Annotated in this window: 20 protein-coding genes; all 20 read right to left on the reverse strand. The window is 40.6% G+C overall.

Features of this window, described 5'->3' with window-relative positions; translation table 11 throughout:
* Positions 1-631: hypothetical protein (locus QZ548_RS01445; RefSeq protein ID WP_295867614.1), on the reverse strand; the 631-nt coding region annotated here is incomplete at its 3' end.
* A 211-nt stretch (positions 632-842) separates the two neighbouring features.
* Positions 843-1,091 (reverse strand): hypothetical protein, encoded by a 249-nt coding sequence (locus QZ548_RS01450; RefSeq protein ID WP_227283227.1) that lies wholly within the window; start codon positions 1,089-1,091, stop codon positions 843-845.
* A 55-nt stretch (positions 1,092-1,146) separates the two neighbouring features.
* Positions 1,147-1,575 carry a hypothetical protein gene (locus QZ548_RS01455; protein WP_295217083.1) on the reverse strand — a complete coding sequence of 143 codons (429 nt, stop codon included), beginning with the start codon at positions 1,573-1,575 and terminating at the stop codon, positions 1,147-1,149.
* A gap of 282 nt (positions 1,576-1,857) precedes the next feature.
* Positions 1,858-2,319, reverse strand: coding sequence for a helix-turn-helix domain-containing protein (locus QZ548_RS01460; protein WP_005385599.1), 462 nt, complete (start codon positions 2,317-2,319; stop codon positions 1,858-1,860).
* 45 nt (positions 2,320-2,364) lie between these two features.
* Complete coding sequence (gene hemL, locus QZ548_RS01465; RefSeq protein WP_178885436.1) at positions 2,365-3,669, reverse strand: glutamate-1-semialdehyde 2,1-aminomutase; 1,305 nt, start codon at positions 3,667-3,669, stop codon at positions 2,365-2,367.
* Positions 3,670-3,678: 9 nt separating this feature from the next.
* Entirely contained in the window at positions 3,679-4,653 is a 975-nt protein-coding gene (gene hemB, locus QZ548_RS01470) for a porphobilinogen synthase (RefSeq protein WP_039969007.1), read from the reverse strand.
* A 102-nt stretch (positions 4,654-4,755) separates the two neighbouring features.
* The gene (gene cobA / locus QZ548_RS01475) at positions 4,756-6,270 is read right to left on the reverse strand and encodes a uroporphyrinogen-III C-methyltransferase (protein ID WP_295867617.1); all 1,515 of its coding nucleotides are present in this window, start codon (positions 6,268-6,270) and stop codon (positions 4,756-4,758) included.
* Entirely contained in the window at positions 6,267-7,205 is a 939-nt protein-coding gene (hemC, locus tag QZ548_RS01480) for a hydroxymethylbilane synthase (RefSeq protein WP_295867619.1), read from the reverse strand. The genes cobA and hemC overlap by 4 nt, the downstream gene beginning before the upstream one ends.
* Positions 7,206-7,209: 4 nt before the next feature.
* The gene (hemA, locus tag QZ548_RS01485; RefSeq protein ID WP_295867625.1) at positions 7,210-8,481 is read right to left on the reverse strand and encodes a glutamyl-tRNA reductase; all 1,272 of its coding nucleotides are present in this window, start codon (positions 8,479-8,481) and stop codon (positions 7,210-7,212) included.
* The gene (locus QZ548_RS01490) at positions 8,450-9,097 is read right to left on the reverse strand and encodes a bifunctional precorrin-2 dehydrogenase/sirohydrochlorin ferrochelatase (protein ID WP_295867628.1); all 648 of its coding nucleotides are present in this window, start codon (positions 9,095-9,097) and stop codon (positions 8,450-8,452) included. The genes hemA and QZ548_RS01490 overlap by 32 nt, the downstream gene beginning before the upstream one ends.
* A 57-nt stretch (positions 9,098-9,154) precedes the next feature.
* Complete coding sequence (locus QZ548_RS01495; protein ID WP_295867631.1) at positions 9,155-9,940, reverse strand: RNA-binding protein; 786 nt, start codon at positions 9,938-9,940, stop codon at positions 9,155-9,157.
* A 2-nt stretch (positions 9,941-9,942) separates the two neighbouring features.
* Complete coding sequence (gene proC / locus QZ548_RS01500; RefSeq protein WP_156719957.1) at positions 9,943-10,737, reverse strand: pyrroline-5-carboxylate reductase; 795 nt, start codon at positions 10,735-10,737, stop codon at positions 9,943-9,945.
* 26 nt (positions 10,738-10,763) lie between these two features.
* The gene (locus tag QZ548_RS01505; RefSeq protein WP_295867637.1) at positions 10,764-11,261 is read right to left on the reverse strand and encodes a cell division protein SepF; all 498 of its coding nucleotides are present in this window, start codon (positions 11,259-11,261) and stop codon (positions 10,764-10,766) included.
* 51 nt (positions 11,262-11,312) lie between these two features.
* Positions 11,313-11,999, reverse strand: coding sequence for a YggS family pyridoxal phosphate-dependent enzyme (locus QZ548_RS01510; protein WP_295837935.1), 687 nt, complete (start codon positions 11,997-11,999; stop codon positions 11,313-11,315).
* Positions 12,000-12,268: 269 nt separating this feature from the next.
* Positions 12,269-13,123: a peptidoglycan editing factor PgeF gene (gene pgeF / locus QZ548_RS01515; protein WP_295867640.1), complete on the reverse strand. Its 855-nt coding sequence runs from the start codon at positions 13,121-13,123 to the stop codon at positions 12,269-12,271.
* Positions 13,124-13,132: 9 nt separating this feature from the next.
* A complete protein-coding gene (locus QZ548_RS01520) occupies positions 13,133-14,860 on the reverse strand; it encodes a radical SAM protein (protein ID WP_295867642.1) in 1,728 nt (575 codons plus the stop codon).
* A 62-nt stretch (positions 14,861-14,922) separates the two neighbouring features.
* A complete protein-coding gene (locus QZ548_RS01525; protein WP_105089678.1) occupies positions 14,923-15,642 on the reverse strand; it encodes a DUF421 domain-containing protein in 720 nt (239 codons plus the stop codon).
* Between the two features lie 12 nt (positions 15,643-15,654).
* A complete protein-coding gene (locus QZ548_RS01530; RefSeq protein ID WP_295867646.1) occupies positions 15,655-16,116 on the reverse strand; it encodes a DUF3290 family protein in 462 nt (153 codons plus the stop codon).
* A gap of 122 nt (positions 16,117-16,238) precedes the next feature.
* Entirely contained in the window at positions 16,239-16,748 is a 510-nt protein-coding gene (locus tag QZ548_RS01535; protein ID WP_295867648.1) for a hypothetical protein, read from the reverse strand.
* Positions 16,749-16,892: 144 nt separating this feature from the next.
* Positions 16,893-17,900, reverse strand: a complete 1,008-nt coding sequence (gene ilvC, locus QZ548_RS01540) for a ketol-acid reductoisomerase (RefSeq protein ID WP_004695212.1) — start codon at positions 17,898-17,900, stop codon at positions 16,893-16,895.
* Positions 17,901-18,026: the final 126 nt, after the last annotated feature.

Below are 18,026 nucleotides of genomic sequence, written 5' to 3' on the forward strand. Positions count from 1 at the left end.
AATCTAATAAGTTATTAGAATAGTACTTCCATACTATACCAGTTTCTAAATCTATCTTAGTAATGCTTCCAAAATCAACATTATAGAATATATTATTAGAAATTTTATACGTATCAATTTTCGATAATTTAGAACCTGTAGCTAAATTATAAATCCCACGGGTTTCGTAAGAGAAAAAGAATGGAAATCTAATTATATTGCCTTCCTCTATAGGAATTCTTTCCCTAAAGTCAGCATAAAATTTACTTTTCCAAACCTCCTGTTCCGCATCAGAGAAACGACTAAATTCCGGATATACATTAGTAATGTCATCTATTCTGATTTCATTAGGTGGCTCTTTATGTAATATAAATACATGATCGTTGTTTAATTCATTATATACACCAATACCATTTGTAGTTATATAATATATTTTCCCTCGTACTTCATCAAAACCAAGAACATTAGAAGCAATTATATTAGTTGGCTCTTTGTAATATATTATACTTCCCCTTAGATCCAAATAGTGGATAAATGGGTGTATAAAATTTGTAGCAAAGAAAAGCCAAACACCCAAAATAATACTTACTACTATTAAACAAGAAAGACCTATTCTCTCAAGCCATTTTTTTGAATTTTTCCCTATCTGCATGAAAGCTCATCCAATCAATTTCATCAACGAACTTAAAATCATTTATCTACATAAGTTAGCTCCAAAGATACCTCACCACTAGAAGTTAATGTATATAATAAAGGTAAAAACCACGTGAGTCACAACTACATTGATAGACTTAATTAATTTCATCCACTAAATACAATAGTCTCGCCCTATATTAAATTTAATTTGACTCATTAAATTCAGACTATAATAGTCCATTATCCATCAGCAATCCCAACAAAGTAAATATTTCGAAAAATAATAAGATACACAAAATAATCCTTACTACACGTCTCACTATAGGCTTAGCAGGAGCAAAAGATTCTATGCTATCATGATTCCCAATCAACTCAGGAATACAAATAAACGCAATAGTAAGACCTATAGCTTGAATTGCACCGCTAACCTCATAATTTGTATTATATAAATTTAGTAAAGAATCAATGAACTCCATTTATATACTGAATCTCCTTATAGTTTAGATAATACATAATAAATACAAGCTTTAATTATCGGTCTTTTTCTAATTTAACGATGATAGCCTTTGTGTTTATATCATGAGTAATATCAACCCAAATATTATCATCTAAATCATATCCTATAATGTGACTCTTATTTACTTCACGCCAGTTTATCTTTTCTTCTGAAAGTATATTCTTTACCGATTCCAAAGTAACACGTTTATATGTATTTTTAAAAACATAAATTTGCCCGTTTCTACCTGTAGCAAAATGCTCTTCACTTACTTTATACGTCGATATAGCTGCTAACTTTTGCTCATATACTGTTAGTTTTTGTATTTGTCCCGGTCTATTAATATACGCAAGTAAAGTAACAAGTCCCATTATGAAGAATGCCATCAAGATAAAACCAATATAAAATTTAACCCTAAAAGGTGTTCGATCTAATATAGATTTTACACCGCTCCATACTTTCATAATGTCTCCTATAAGACCACTAAATATTCAATTTACTTCTATATTTTAATTATATATTAAACCAACTTATATCACCAACTGATATTTTAATATTGTTATCTTTTATTTATTTTTTGAGAATAAAACGACTTAGTCTATAACTTAAGTATTTAAATGAATATAATAAAAAGCACCATCTACCTGGATCCAACGTATGTATCGTTTCCCCTAAGATAGATGGTGCTTTTGTTTTAAATTGTGTGAGTTAAGGAAAGCCCTCAATATACAAAGTAATATATTAAACTACTTTATATTCCGTCGTGCCGCTAAACTACCAGCACTGCTCGCTAGGCCAGCCCGATTGATATGTGGGTTTCCATGTTTGTACGTTTTTGGCTTACTACTTTTATCTTCTACCTTTGATTTCTCAAATTTAGTAAATAGATTATCTAGCTCGCGCAAGAGCGCACGTTTTTGTGAGTCTTTCAACTCGAATACTTCACCTTTATAGGCGATGTATTTATTTTTGAGTACAGGACTGAGATCATAGATGGGCTCGTGTTGTTCTCCATTTACGTCTAACAGCTCATCTAAGGTCAATCCATAATAGCGAGACAGGGCACAGAGTGTATCTAAATCTGGTTCGCGATACCCTGTTTCGTAGTTTGAAAGCGCCGCATTACTGATACCTACGGCCTTTGCTACTTCGATTTGGCTTTTGCCCATGCGCACGCGAGCACGCTTTAAGTTCTTGTAAAACTGCATGTTCATCACCTACATCGATACATAAACAACTACAAACTATATATTTTATAATAATGTATCACTGATTTTTTTGAAAGCTTCATCAGCTACGGCTAATGTACGTTCGATTTCACTGCTCTTGTGGCAGATAGATACAAAGTTACTTTCATAAGGACTTGGCGCATAGTAGATACCATGGCTCAAGTTATGATGGAAGAACATTTTAAAGTGTTCTTCGTTACAAGCTGCTGCATCATCAAAGTTCTTAACTGGTTTATCAGTGAAGAAGATGGTGAACATGGAGCCTACACGTTGCACTACAACAGGCACATTGTATTGAGCAGCCAAGCGTTCAAAGCCTTCGCAAAGGGCTATGGTTGCGTCTTCTACTTGTTTGAAAATTGTGGGATCCCGTTGCAAAATGGAAAGTGTTGCAAGACCAGAGGTAACAGCAATTGGGTTACCACTCAATGTACCAGCTTGGTAAATAGGACCAGCTGGTGCAATTTGGTTCATAATCTCACGAGCACCGCCAAATACAGCAAGAGGCATACCACCGCCAACGATTTTACCAAGGCAAGTAAGGTCTGGTTTAATATTGTAACGTTTTTGAGCACCACCGCTGCTAGCACGGAAGCCACACATAACTTCGTCAAAGATCAATAATGCACCATGAGCCTTAGTCACTTCGCGCAAGGTTTCAAGAAAGCCTGGTTCTGGAGGAACACAGCCCATATTGCCCGCTACAGGTTCCACGATGATAGCCGCAATAGTATCGCCAATCTCGTCGAATAATTTGCGTACCGCATCAGAGTCATTGTACGGTAAAGTAATCGTATTTTCTGCTACGCCTTGAGGAACACCAGGACTATCTGGTACACCAAAGGTAGCAAGGCCAGAGCCAGCTTTCACCAAAAGTGCATCACTATGACCATGGTAACAACCAACGAATTTTACGATGCGATCGCGACCAGTATAGCCACGAGCTACGCGCAAGGCACTCATAGTTGCCTCTGTACCAGAGTTAACGAGGCGGATAACCTCCATAGATGGCATGAAGGCTTGTACCTTTTTAGCCAATTCTGTTTCTAGCAATGTAGGTGCGCCATAGCTAGTACCGCGAGGAATCGCCTCTTGTAGGCTTGCAATAACCTCAGGATTCGCATGGCCCAAAATCATAGGGCCCCAGCTCAACACATAGTCGATGTATTCGTTGTTATCGATATCATAAATACGGCTGCCGCTAGCGCTGCTGATAAATGGAGGGTTAGAACCTACACTGCGGTAGGAACGAACCGGACTGTTTACGCCGCCTGGCATATAACGTTTAGCCTCTTCAAAGGCCTTTTCAGATTTACCGAGTTGGAACATGGTTTCTCCTTACTTTTGTAACCATTTAGCAATATCTATAGCATGGTACGTAATAATGATTTTAGCACCAGCGCGCTTCATGGAAAGCATTGTTTCCATAACGAGGCGTTCTTCGTCGATAAGACCAGCTGCTGCAGCGGATTTAACCATCGCATATTCACCAGACACATTGTATACCGCCACAGGCAATTCATAGCGGTCACGTGTTTCGCGAACGATATCCAAGTAGGACAATGCTGGTTTAATCATAATAATATCTGCACCTTCAGCGATATCAAGTTCGATTTCTCTGAAAGCTTCCAAGCGATTAGCTGGGTCCATTTGATAGGACTTACGGTCCCCAAATTTAGGAGCCGAGTTAACAGCACCGCGGAATGGACCATAGTAAGCAGATGCGTATTTTGCGGCATAGCTCATGATGGATACATTTGTATAGCCAGCCGCATCAAGGGCTTCACGGATAGCACCTACACGGCCGTCCATCATATCGGATGGGGCTACCATATGTGCACCTGCTTCCGCTTGGCTTACCGCTACTTTACAAAGTAATGGCAATGTTTCATCATTTAAGATTTCATGATCATCAATCATGCCACAATGGCCTGTTGTCGTATATTGGCACAAGCACACATCAGCTACGACCAATAGGTTTGGTACAGCTGCACGGATTGCTTTAATAGCTTGTTGTACAGGTTGGGACATATCCCAAGCGGAGGAACCTTGTTCGTCCTTGTATGTAGGAATACCGAAGATTTCTACACCTAAAATACCAAGATCATATACCTCTTGAGCCATTTTTACAGCTTCATCAACAGATAAGTGGTATTGGCCTGGTAATGTATCGATTTCTTTTTTGATACCTTCACCAGGAACAATAAATAATGGATAAATTAAATCAGTTACGTCGAGTGTCGTTTCCCGTACCAAATCACGCATTTCTGGATTGATACGCAAGCGGCGAGGACGGTATGTTAAATCGTACATGTGATCCTCCTATAGGCCCTATAGGGCTCATTAAAATATTAGAAGCTAGCTCATATGAGATATTGTGATTCCCTAAATAGAAACAACTATATGCTATCCTTATTAAGCCTTAGCATCATTTATAATAGCGTTAACTAAACCATCAGTTGTATATACATCGCTGATGACAGCAGGTTTAAGGCCTGCACTCATAGCCGTAGCAGCAGTGATAGGTCCGATGCAAGCAATCTTAGTATTGCCTAAGAGTTTCAATGCATCATCGCCCAATAATTGGATTGTATTAGTTACTGTAGAGGAACTTGTAAACGTAATGTAGTCTACAGTACCTGCAGTTAAGGCATTTACTAATGCTTCTTGTTGAGATGTATCTTGTGTAGTTTCATATAAACGCAAGATATCTACATCTATATCGTGATGACGCAAAGAGCGTGGAATTACATCACGAGCTACTTTTGGTTGGATGAGCAATACGGAATCGCCTGCTTTGAGTTCTTCTTCAAGAGCCTCTACAGCAGATTCAGCTTTGTAGTCTACAGGAATAATATCTGGAACGATACCGTATTTTTGAAGTTCACGAGCTGTAGCACATCCGATTGCCGCTACTTTAGAGTTACCTAAAGCACGTGTATCCTTGCCTTCGTTATAAAGAGCATCGAAGAAGTAACGAACCCCTTCACCAGATGTGAATACGATGCATTGGTATTGTTTTGTATTATTGATGATACGACGATCTTCATCAAACAGCTCCAATGGAGATGTTTTAATCGCTGCCGCTTCTACTACATTAGCACCTTGAGCTGCTAATTTTTCGCGGAATGCACTAGCTTGGGAGCGAGCGCGTGTAACTACAATAGTTTTACCGAATAACGGTTTATTATCGAACCATTGTAATTTTTCACGAAGGTTAACTACATCGCCTACTACGATAATAGCTGGCGCCTTTAGTTGTGCCTTTTCTACGTCTTCTACTACATGTTCAAGGGTAGATACGAGAACTTCTTGAACCGTTTTTGTACCCCAACGAACAAGCGCTACCGGTGTATTAGCTGGGCGACCGTGAGCCATCAATTTTTCTGCAATGGTAGGCAAATTGCCAACACCCATAACAAAGCAAAGTGTATCAACTGCTGTAGCAAGGCCTTCCCAGTGAATACCAGATACTGCTTTAGTTGGATCTTCATGACCTGTTACAACCGCAAAGGATGTAGCCATAGCGCGTTGTGTTACAGGAATACCAGCATAAGCAGGAGCTGCGATTGGAGATGTTACACCAGGTACAAACTCAAATGGTACGCCAGCTTCACCAAGGGCCATAGCCTCTTCACCACCACGGCCAAATACGAGTGGATCTCCGCCTTTTAAGCGAGCCACGATTTTGCCTTCTTTACCTTTTTGTACTAAAAGCTCATTGATTTCCCATTGGTGCATTGTGTGATCTTTACATTGTTTACCAGCGTAAATCAATTCTGCATCTGGGCGTGCCCATTCAAGTAAATGAGCATCTGCTAAATAGTCATAAACAATTACATCTGCTTTTTCAATGCATTCGCGACCTTTTACAGTAATGAGTTTAACATCGCCAGGGCCTGCACCGATTAGATATACCATACCTGTCATTTTATGATTCCTTCCTCTATGAGAGCATCCACAATATGTTTGCCGCCTTCTTCATATAAGGCTTTTGCAAGGTTTTTACCAAGAATTTCAGCTTTTTTAGCAGGGCCAGAAATTTCTCCTTCGTATACGGTTTTACCGTCGAGGGAGGCAATCATAGCCTTTAATGTCAATTGACCTTTATGGATAGTGCCATGTACCCCCATAGGCACTTGGCAACCACCATTTAACTGACGCAAGAAACTGCGCTCTCCTTCAACGGCATAGCGTGTAGCTTCGTCGTTAATAGGAGCTAGCATTTCAAGCATTTCCGTATCGTCAGCGCGGCACTCGATAGCAAGAGCACCTTGACCAACGGCAGGAATCATTTCATCAGCTTTAAATACTTGGGTAATTTGATCATCTATGCCCAACCGTTTAAGACCAGCTTGTGCCAAGATAACACCATCTAATTTTTCTGTTTCAATCTTGCTCAAACGAGTTTGTACATTGCCGCGAATCACCTCCACCTTAAGGTCCGGTCTCACATGCAATAATTGCGCTTGACGGCGCAAGCTGCTTGTGCCGACACGAGCCCCTTGAGGTAATTTATCTAATGTTTTATACACAGGGCTTACGAGCGCATCGTAAGGAACTTCACGGGCTGAAATAGCACCTAGAGTAAGACCATCTGGCAACTCTGTAGGCATATCTTTCAAGCTATGTACAGCGATATCGATGTCGCCTTTATGCATTGCCTCTTCTAGCTCAGCGGTAAATAAACCTTTGCCACCAACTTGAGCCAGTGGTTTTTCCAAGATACGGTCACCCTTTGTGTTAAAGTGAACAAGTTCTACTGTAATGTTTGGGTACAGACGTTGTAACTCTGCACTAATATGTTCAGCCTGCCATAGGGCAAGGGCACTTTTTCGCGTGCCGATTCGAATATGGTCTCTCATGGCATTAGCCTTCTTTCTCAAGATTAAACATATCTTTGAATAAATCCCAGTACAAACCTTCTTCCTCTGTACCAGCGATTTCGTTAAAGTGAATCATCGGTTCACGCAACATTTTGCGAATGATCATGCGACTCATAGAGTCCATAATGCGGCGCTCCTTATCAGAAATATCAGGTAATTTCGCTAATGCACGATGTAACTCACGACGGCGAATGCGCTCTGCTTTTTCCGTGAGCAATGCCATCATAGGACGCACCGTTAAATAACTCAATTTATCTAATAATTCTTCAATGGCGTCGTGAATGATAGGCTCTGCACGACGAGCTTCCTCTTCGCGCTGTGCCTTATTTTCTTCGACTACGCTTTCAAGAGAGTCGATATTAAACAGGTAAATACCTTCCATATCTGCTACGCCGGGATCGATATCGCGTGGTACCGCAATATCAATCATAACGATTGGCTCACCTTTGCGAAGGGAGGTAATTTTCTTTGCTTCACGTTCAGTAATAATATAGTGCGGCGCCCCTGTAGATGTGATGAGGATATCCGCATCTTTAGCGTAATCTACAAAGTTATCGAGCTTAACAGCTTTACCATTAAATCGCTCTGCTAAAGCCTCTGCCTTGGTAAAGGTTCTATTGGATACAAAAATCGTTTTTACGCCCTTTGCTTGTAAGTGCGTTGCGGTCAACTCACTCATGGTACCAGCACCTAAGATGAGTACCGTCGCTTCAGATAATGGTTTATCTAGGCTGTCCTCCGCAAGGTTAACAGCAGTGTAGCTAACGGATACAGGCGTATTAGCAATACCTGTGTTCGTCCGTACCTTTTTACCAACACTAATAGCGCGTTGGAATAAGATATTAAAAATTGTGCCTGTACAACCTGCGCTATAAGCCTGAATATAAGCCCCTTTTAATTGGCTCAAAATTTGACCTTCCCCCAACACAAGGGAATCAAGGCTTGCAGATACACGGAATAGATGTTCAATGCAATCTCGTTCTTCATAGAAGAAGAATGCATCCTCATCGATGTGATCGGACCCTTTTAAATCCTTTAACACTGCCAGCATATATTCTTTAGGGAACTCTACACCTTCTAAGGCCGCGTAAATTTCGGTTCTATTACATGTAGACAAAATAACGCATTCTGCTACACAGTCAAATTCATAAAGTCGGTTTAGTGCTGAAGCGACCTCGTCCTTATCAAACGAGAAACGTTCACGCACCTCTACAGCGGCACTTCTATGATTTAGACCTAATACCACTAATTTCATGGTCAAGTTTCTCCTCTATAGTCATCCACTCTCCTTTGAGAATGGCTTCAAATGTTTCTACTGTCAGATGGTCTCTCCAAAATTTCTGTCGAGCCTCTGGAGTAGGAAGTAGTAACTTTACCTCTTCTCTAAATATTTTAAGTCTAGGCATAGCCTTTTGCAACTGACCATAACGATTCATCATATCTTGCCGCACGAGGCGATTGATACGAGGTCCCACATTATTGGCACTAATAGCAATATGTAAATCGCCTAGCTCAAGTGATGAAGGTATAGTAAACCTACACGCTGTAGGGTCATCACTGCGGTTAGTCCAAATGCGGTGTTTTTTCCCCATCTCATACAACATATCGTTTAATTCGTGATTATCTGTGCAGATAAAGAACAAACTGCTCGTTATAATAAAATGTTCATCGTTACTGGTGAAAGCACGTTCATACCATGTGATATGCTGGTCCTTTGACCATTGGCTAATCCTATCTGTTACAGCAGGAGCGATCACCACAATTTGACAAGGCTCATCTATAAAGAGCTTCATTCGTCGTTCTGCGACCTCCCCGCCGCCTACGAATAGGATTATATCTTCAGTTGTAGGTTGAAATGTTATGGATACCATGGCTGTCCTACTATATATAAAAAAATCGGCTTGATGGTCAAGCCGATTTTCAATTGCCTACATGAATCGTTTCAGATATACGCCGATACGCCCTTTACGAGATGTACCTGTAATGGCTTCTACCTTCATTCGGCCACGACCACGCATAGAGATAACATCCCCTTCTTTAACCTCTTGGGATGCACCCTTAGCGGGTTGCCAGTTTACTTGCAATAATCCTGCATTAATAGCGCTCACCAATTTGGTGCGAGATACACTAAACCCAGAACTTGCCACCGCATCTAAGCGCAACGAAGCAACCGTAGTGCGGACTTCTTTAATTTTTTCTTCTTTTGGTGCAATATCTGACAGTTCAATAGCCTCTACAGATACAGAAACCATAGCGATTTTCGTGAAGTTTTGAATCACAAAGTCTGCTACGCTTTCATCCGCCAAAATTTGAGCGCCCCCTTGTTGAACGATAACGTCACCAAATTTGGAGCGATCGATGCCAAGGCCCATCAAGGAGCCTAGTACATCGCGATGAGTAAGCAATCGGAACCGTGGGTCCCAATTTACCTTAAGGGCGCGAATACCCATATCCACAGTACCATTAAAGTCGCTATCTACAAAGGCGATGCGGATACGTTCCGCCCCTTCATAGCCACCGTCTGTCTTAACGATAAGCTGTGGGTAGTTAGCCTTGATTGCGTCTGCAATGACAAGGCCTGCAGGGCTCGTAAAGTCCGCCACGCGGTACGGGCGACCTTTTACAACCTGCTCAGCCAAGTCTAGCATGCGGCGAGCTTCCTCACCACTGCCACTGGCTTCAAAATATCGTATTAATTTACTAGTATCTGCCAAAATTATTTCCCCAATTCATTCGACCGAGCAAGACATGCTACTACGCCGTCTTGGAGAGCACTGCGAAGTCCACCTTTTTCCATGGCACCAATACCGGCAATGGTCGTGCCACCTGGACTTGTTACTTGATCTCGTAATACTGCTGGATGATTGCCACTTTCAAGAGCCATCTTGCCAGCACCGTACATCGTTTGAGCCGCTGCCTTGATTGCCAAGTGACGAGGCAATCCGATGCGAACGCCCGCATCAGCTAACGCATCAAGAATGACGAACATATAGCCAGGGCCCGCACCAGATAGTGCACCTAAGCGATCTAAATCAGCTTCGCTTACCACGGCCACTTCGCCGACAGCCTCAAACAAGGCTTGAACATCACGACCAAGGTCTGTATGTACATCATCCCCTGCAAGAGCCGTCATGCCTGCACCGATAGAAGCCGGTGTATTTGGCATAGCTCTAAACCAGTTAGCTTGCGGAATCGCTGCATCTAGAGTATCTAAGGTGATACCTGCAGCAACGGAAATCATAACAGTCCCATAAGGTACTTCTTTTAACGTCTCTAATACAGATGGTAACACTTGTGGTTTTACAGCCAAGAGAATAGTATTGTACTCATGCACATTAGGCATAGTCGTAAAACCTACTACACCAAGCTCCTCTGTAAGAGCCTTACATTGTTCTTCGCGACGTACTAGAATGTGCGTATCACTTGCTTTCAACACGCCATGCTGTAATGCACCGCGCAATAAAGCGCCCCCCATCGAGCCAACGCCAATACATAAGGTTTTACCTAACATCGTTGTCACCACCGTTTATAGAGAAATTATTTGTTTTCCCAAGCGTATTCGTTTTGCTCAGTTTTGTTACTTTCATTATCAGAATAATCAATGGAAATATTTACAGGTACGCACATGAAAATGTCCTTACCCACCTTTTCCAATTTGCCATCCAATGCAAATGTCGCACCAGATACGAAGTCCACAATACGCGCTGCTTCATGAGGATCTGTATTTTCAAAGTTAATCAATACAGGACGCATGTCGCGCAATTGATGTGTAATATTTTCAGAATCTTCAAATACTTTTGGTTCAATTACAACTACTTTCATAGCTGTTGGACGTTGTGTCATCGTAGATTGGCCTCCTACCTTGCGTGGATGAAATTCAGATGCGCCGGATACAGGTGCTGCTGGAGCTACTGGAGCTGGTTCAGCTTCATATTCCTCATCATCTTCGTAGTCATAATCATCATATTCATAGTCATCATCATTTTTGCCTAAGAATAAGTTTTTTGCTTTGTCTAAATAATCTCCCAATGCCATTTGGATTTCCTCCTAATACATAACGCTACCGATTACTAGGCAACCCGAGCCTTAATAATACACACGTTCCCCAAAAATTGCTGTGCCTACACGAACAATATTAGCCCCTTCTTCCAAAGCGACTTCAAAGTCGTGAGTCATCCCCATAGATAAATATTGAATCTGCCCTTCTTCAAAATAGCCCTTCATATCCTCATACAAGGCATTGGCTATACGGAAGATTGGACGTGCTTCCTCTGGATCATCGAAAAATGGTGCCATACACATCAAGCCGCGAACACGGACATGAGGTAATGTCTTTGCATAGTCTCGTATTTCCGGAAACTCTTCAACGGTCATACCCGTTTTAGATGCTTCGCGAGCTACATTGACTTGCAACAATACATCTTGTACCTTATCGTGCTTTGCTGCAACCTTTTCGATTTCATCTAATAATTTACGGCTGTCTACAGAATGAATTAAATCAAACATAGGCACCGCTTGACGCACCTTATTGACCTGTAAATGACCAATCAAGTGCCATGTTAATTGTGGACCTTTATAGGTGAGCTGTTTTTCTTTAGCCTCTTGTACACGGTTTTCACCCACATGAGTTACACCGAGACGCGCTACCTCTTCCACCGCCGATACGGGATGGTTCTTGGTAACCGCCACCAATAATGCTGTATCTACGCGACCAACGCGCGCCATAGCATCCGCCATGCGCTGCTGTATAGCGTGTAGGGATTCTTCTATCATGTGATCCCCCTTCAATCTATATATAAAACCATAAAATATATTTGTATAGACTATTCTATTATATAGTATTTATTATTGATTGTACATCGTTTAGGCTTCATAAAGCGCATAAATCTATGCATGTATATACTTAAAAATATACAATTAATTCTAATTTTGGTGAAAGCCTAATACTAATTTCGTTGAAAGGCTAATACTAATGTTGGTGAAAGCCAAGTTCTATCATGGTTCTAACATAACAGTACTATCGTTGTTGTAACATAACAGTGTTATCGTTCTTGTAACATCCCAAAGAGTGCCATACGACCTGTTTTACCAGATTCCCGACGATAGGAATAACAATCTCTATCTGTTACTGTATCGGTACTGCCAATAGCGATATTTTCTTTAGGCACACCATTCACCATAAGTCCTTCGGCGATAAAGTTCCATAAGTTGATATAGGCTTTATCTAGTTTATCACCTGGATAGTTTACAATATCAGCCACACTACGGTCCGTCATACCACGCCAAGCTGATTCAAAACGTTTCCCTAACTCTACATCGACTTCAAAGGATTCTGGTCCAATGCTAGGTCCAAGATAGATATAACAATCTTTGAACTCCGTACCATAAGCCTCTTTCATAGATTCAATAGTAAGAACTGGCAAATGTCCTATCGCTCCGCGCCAGCCTGCATGTACCGTAGCGATAGCGTGATGCTTAGCATCATAAATACCTACAGCTACACAATCAGCAGTAAATAAAAATAGCGGTACATTCGGTAATTTTGTAAATACAGCATCACAATCGGCTATGGCTGTATCCTCTCCAAAGGCTCCTGCACCAACGAGATTTTCTGTGATTTCTACAGCTTTTAAACCATGTACTTGATTACCACAAGAAATGCGTTTTGGTTCAACACCCAAATATTCAGCAATAATAGCACGGTTTTCACGAACATACTTAGGCTCATCCCCTACGTGAAATGCTAAATTTAGTGATTCATAGGGCTCTTGAGATACACCACCATGACGGTACGTATCACCTATTGTAATAGGAAAACGATCTGCCCAATTAGGAGTTTCATAAGACCAAGTACCATGAGGTCCTTTAACATCTATACATTTTACAGATTGATTCATAAGTGCCTCCTATTTACATACACCACATCGCTTACAGCCTTGTACACATGGCGGTGTATACGCTTCATCCACAGAGCGTTTCCATTCCATTTCAAGATATCCATCGTCCATCCCCATGTCGAGGTGACTCCATGGTAAAAATTCATCAAAGCTGCGTTCACGATAGTTCATCTCGTCCATATCTAGGCCTGCTGCCTTCATTTCAGCCTTGAAGGACTTACTGCCACGATCTGCTGCACATGCCGCAAGAACAGCGCCAAGACGGCGATCACCACGAGCTAGTACACCTTGGATATATGCCTCTTTAGGTGATTCAACGAGCACCTCGATACGACGATTCTTTTGCAATGATTTTTTAATATATTGAAGTTTTTTCTCTACCGTTTTTTGATTATCCATCGCCATCCATTGGAATGGTGTAAAAGGCTTCGGAATAAATGGATTGATACTGAGCGTTAAACGACCTTTACAGCCTACCTCTGCCATATGGGCTTGCGTCCGTTCTGCAAGTCCTACGATAGCTTCAATATCCTCGTCAGTTTCCGTTGGCAACCCAATCATGATGTAGAGTCGCATATGTTGGATACCAGACTTAGCTGATAAAGTGGCCGCATTTTGTAAATGCTCTTCGCTAATGCCCTTATTGATGACGCGCCGCAATCGTTCACTGCCCGTTTCTGGTGCAATGGTAATCGTCTTTTGCCCACTATCTGCCAAGCCATCTACAACGGCTTGCGTCAAAGAATCTGCACGCAAGGATGCGCAAGAATAACGCATATCTTTAGAACGAATATAAGTAACTAACTCATCTACCTCTGGATAATCAGAAATAGCGGCCCCCATAAGGCCTACCTTTTTACCTAATTTCTCTGCTCTATCTACGCCTTCTTTTAATATTTCTAAAGGTCGTACGCGCGGTACACGGAAACAATAGCCGGCCATACAGAATCGACAATGCCGTCCACAACCACGTGCAACCTCGATGATGTACATAGCGCCAAATTCTGTATAGTTTGTTGCTACTACGGTTTCGCCGCCACTAGTGAGCATTTCAAAGTGGCGTTTAATCGTTTTTGGTGCGCCTTCAGCAATATGGTAACCTTTAAATTCGCCGTCGTCGCTGTAAATTGGCACGTACAAAGATGGTACATACACACCAGATATATTCGCTAATTGACGCAAAATAGCATGTCGATCTAGGCCCTCCATTTTGCCATCGCGAATGATATCTAGAACGCGACTAACGATACCTTCCCCTTCACCGATGATGAAAGCATCGATAAAGTCCGCAAAAGGCTCTGGATTAAAGGTAGCACATGGGCCACCGGCAATAACGATAGGATCAAATTCTGTACGGTCTTTCCCCATAATAGGTACGCGTCCATGACGTAACATCAACGGAATATGGAAATAGTCCATTTCAAAGGTCACGTCAAAGGCCACCACATCAAATTGATGCATAGGCCGCTGTGTTTCAACACTCATCAACGGTGTCTTAGTCTTATCGTATGCTTCTAATTCCTTTTTCTCAGGCAAGAAGATACGTTCACATACGCTATCATGGCGTAAGTTAATCTCCTCATAAATAATGTGGAGGCCAAGATTGCTCATGCCTACAAAATATGTATTAGGATAGACGATAGCCACCTTTTGCCCTGCGTGAGGATTTACAGTAATACGACTATCCTCGTCTTTATATAATTCTTGTAATCGATCAATTAAATCTTTACGATTCACTAGTTCCCTTTCTATATAAGCCCACTATGAATAGTGGGCTTAAAAATACTACATATTAGATTTTAAAATTTAGATTTCAATGTATTTTTAGTAGAAATAGTTTTAGTCTTTAAAGCACTTACAATTTGAGGACGATGTTTTCTTTCATACGGATAGATGACTACCTCACCATCTTTGTATTCAGCAATATATACATCTTTTATTTTATACCCTTGCTTTTCAACCTCTTTTTCAAGCCACTCTTGTTCTTTTTCAATTACAGCTAATGTAAAGTGATTAATTTGACCATCATCAATAAGATCAAATTTAATATTTTCATCACCGAATTGAACAACGCTTAACTGACCATTTTGTTCTAGTACAGCACGTTTTACATCTGTTACATATTGAACACCAGCAGTACGCAATTTCAATTTAAGCTCCGCTGCTTGAATACCATAACGCATACACTCTTCAGTTAATACGTGACCCTTTTCAATTACAATAACTGGATGACCATCGAGAATGGTTTTGAAGAAACGAAGATTACCTTTTAAGAATTTAAGAGACATTACAAGAATAGTCCACAAAATGAGGACTAACATAAACTGTAAAATACCAATTTGGTCATTGTAAATAATGGCACCAATAATACCACCAAGTACATAGTTTTGTAATTGGTCTAACGCAGAGGTTGGCGCTAAATTGCCCTTCCCCATTAAGTTAATTTGTAAAATAATCGCCAAGAGACCTATGGCGAGTTTGGCAAAGACCATCCCATAGACGGCCATAGCTTCTGTCATATGTGGTCCTCCTTATGGTAATACATCCGCTTTATCATGAATTCGGTCTGTAGGACTTACTGTATACACACGAGTGATTGTATAGGTAGTAAATTCAGGATTAAATTGCACCTCATAGTATGCATCGCTAACCTTTAAGATCATACCATTAAGTACCTTTAAGGAATTAACAGCTAATTGACCTTCATCAACACCATGGTCTGCACTAAAGGAATGCAAGAATTGAGCCATTCTAGAAGAATCTTCAGAGTAATTCTTCATACGACCATATTCTTGATATTCTAAGCCTAAGAAAAATACAATAATTAAGGATAATATAACAGCTAAATCACGGTAACGGCTTGTAAAACCATTACGCAAAACTTGAATGCCTACTCCGAGAAGGGCTAATAAAATAACTACAAAGATAACGAACCCTAATGTATGACCAGATGCGATTTGGCTTTCCACATAGGAAACGGAATAGAAGTCCATAATGATGCTCCTTTCATATATCTTCTTATTATATCACAAATAAATATGATAATAACCAACAACGATTTATAAAAAATAGAGCTACCACAATGATAGCTCTATTAAACAGTTACTATACTAATTTATTTACATTCACGGTACACGATGATATAAGCATGAGTATTCGCTGTAAAACCAGATTCTAATTCTAGTTCAACTTCTAAAATAGCATCATCAACGTCACCTTTATAATAGGCCTTACGTTGTTCTGCGGAATAGAAATACATAGCCGCATTATATTGATTACCCGCTTGTACTGGAATTGTGATGGTAACAGGCTGTGTTTCAACATTCTTTGTTTTAGTACCCACATTATCCGTTGTGTAATATACGGATTCAATGGTATGTTCTCCTGGTGTTACTGCCACAATGACTTGACCATATTGACCAGTTTTATGATCAATAGTAGAAAGGTCCTTACCATCAACCTTTACAGATTTACCATAAATATGAAGAATCGCTTTATTAGCATTCTCTTGTACATATTGTTGTTCACCGGCTTGTCGTTTTTTATTGAACTTCATAAATACGGCAAACAAAATGGCCCAAATGACTGCAACCGCCACGATGATAATAATAGTTGTAGAACTCATAGTATCTCTCCTTATACCAAAATATACTACACTGACTCTACGTTAACTATATCATACGTACTAGTATTACTCAATAAAAAACGACCCCAAATGGGGTCGCTTTCAGTAAGCCTATGCTTATCAAGAAATTACTAATGTAATCTCTTATTTTAACCAGCTCATCAAGTTGCGAAGTTCTGCACCAACTGGTTCGATTGGATGGTTAGCAGCTGCTTCACGGTGTTCTTTAAGGAATTTTTGACCATTTTTGGAATCAGCCAAGAATTCGTCAGCGAATTTACCAGATTGGATATCAGCCAAGATTTGTTCCATAGCTTTTTTAGTATCTGCAGTAATTACGCGAGGACCTGCATGGTAGTCACCATATTCAGCAGTGTTGGAAATGGAGTGGCGCATTTTTTGGAAGCCACCTTCGTAGATAAGGTCTACGATCAATTTCATTTCATGCAAGCATTCGAAGTAAGCATTTACAGGTTCATAACCAGCTTCTGTTAATACTTCGAAACCAGTTTTGATCAATTCAGTAACACCGCCGCACAATACAGCTTGTTCACCGAAGAGGTCAGTTTCAGTTTCGGATTTGAAGTTAGTTTCCAAGATACCGGAACGGCCACCACCGATACCAGAAGCCCATGCTAATGCAACTTCTTCAGTATCACCAGATGGATCTTTTTCTACAGCGTACAAGCAAGGAACACCGGAGCCTTCTTGGTATGTACGACGTACTAAATGACCAGGACCTTTAGGAGCTACCATGAATACGTTGATGTCTTCACGAGGTACGATTTTACCGAAGTGAATGTTGAAGCCGTGAGCAAATGCCAAGTATGCACCTTGTTTCAAGTTAGGAGCGATATCTTGTGCATATACGTCTGCTTGTAATTCGTCAGGAATCAATACCATAACGATGTCAGCACCTTTAACCGCTTCTGCAGTTTCTTTTACTGTAAGGCCTGCTTCTTCTGCAGCTTTCCAGCTAGAAGAACCACCACGAAGACCAATTGTTACGTCCATACCATTTTCTTTTAAGTTCAATGCATGCGCATGACCTTGAGAACCGTAACCTAAAACTGTAATTTTTTTGCCTTCCAATTTGCTCAAATTACAATCTGCATCATAATAAACTGTAGTACCTAAAATTTTACCTGCCATACTAGACAACCTCCAAAATATATTCAATAGAATATTTAATATATATACTGTACACAATCTCACAAATAAATGCAAGATTTGTAGTGTATATCGTAATTTATCGAATAGTCAAATAGACTAATCTAA

Source organism: uncultured Veillonella sp., from assembly GCF_915069625.1.
GTDB lineage: Bacteria > Bacillota > Negativicutes > Veillonellales > Veillonellaceae > Veillonella.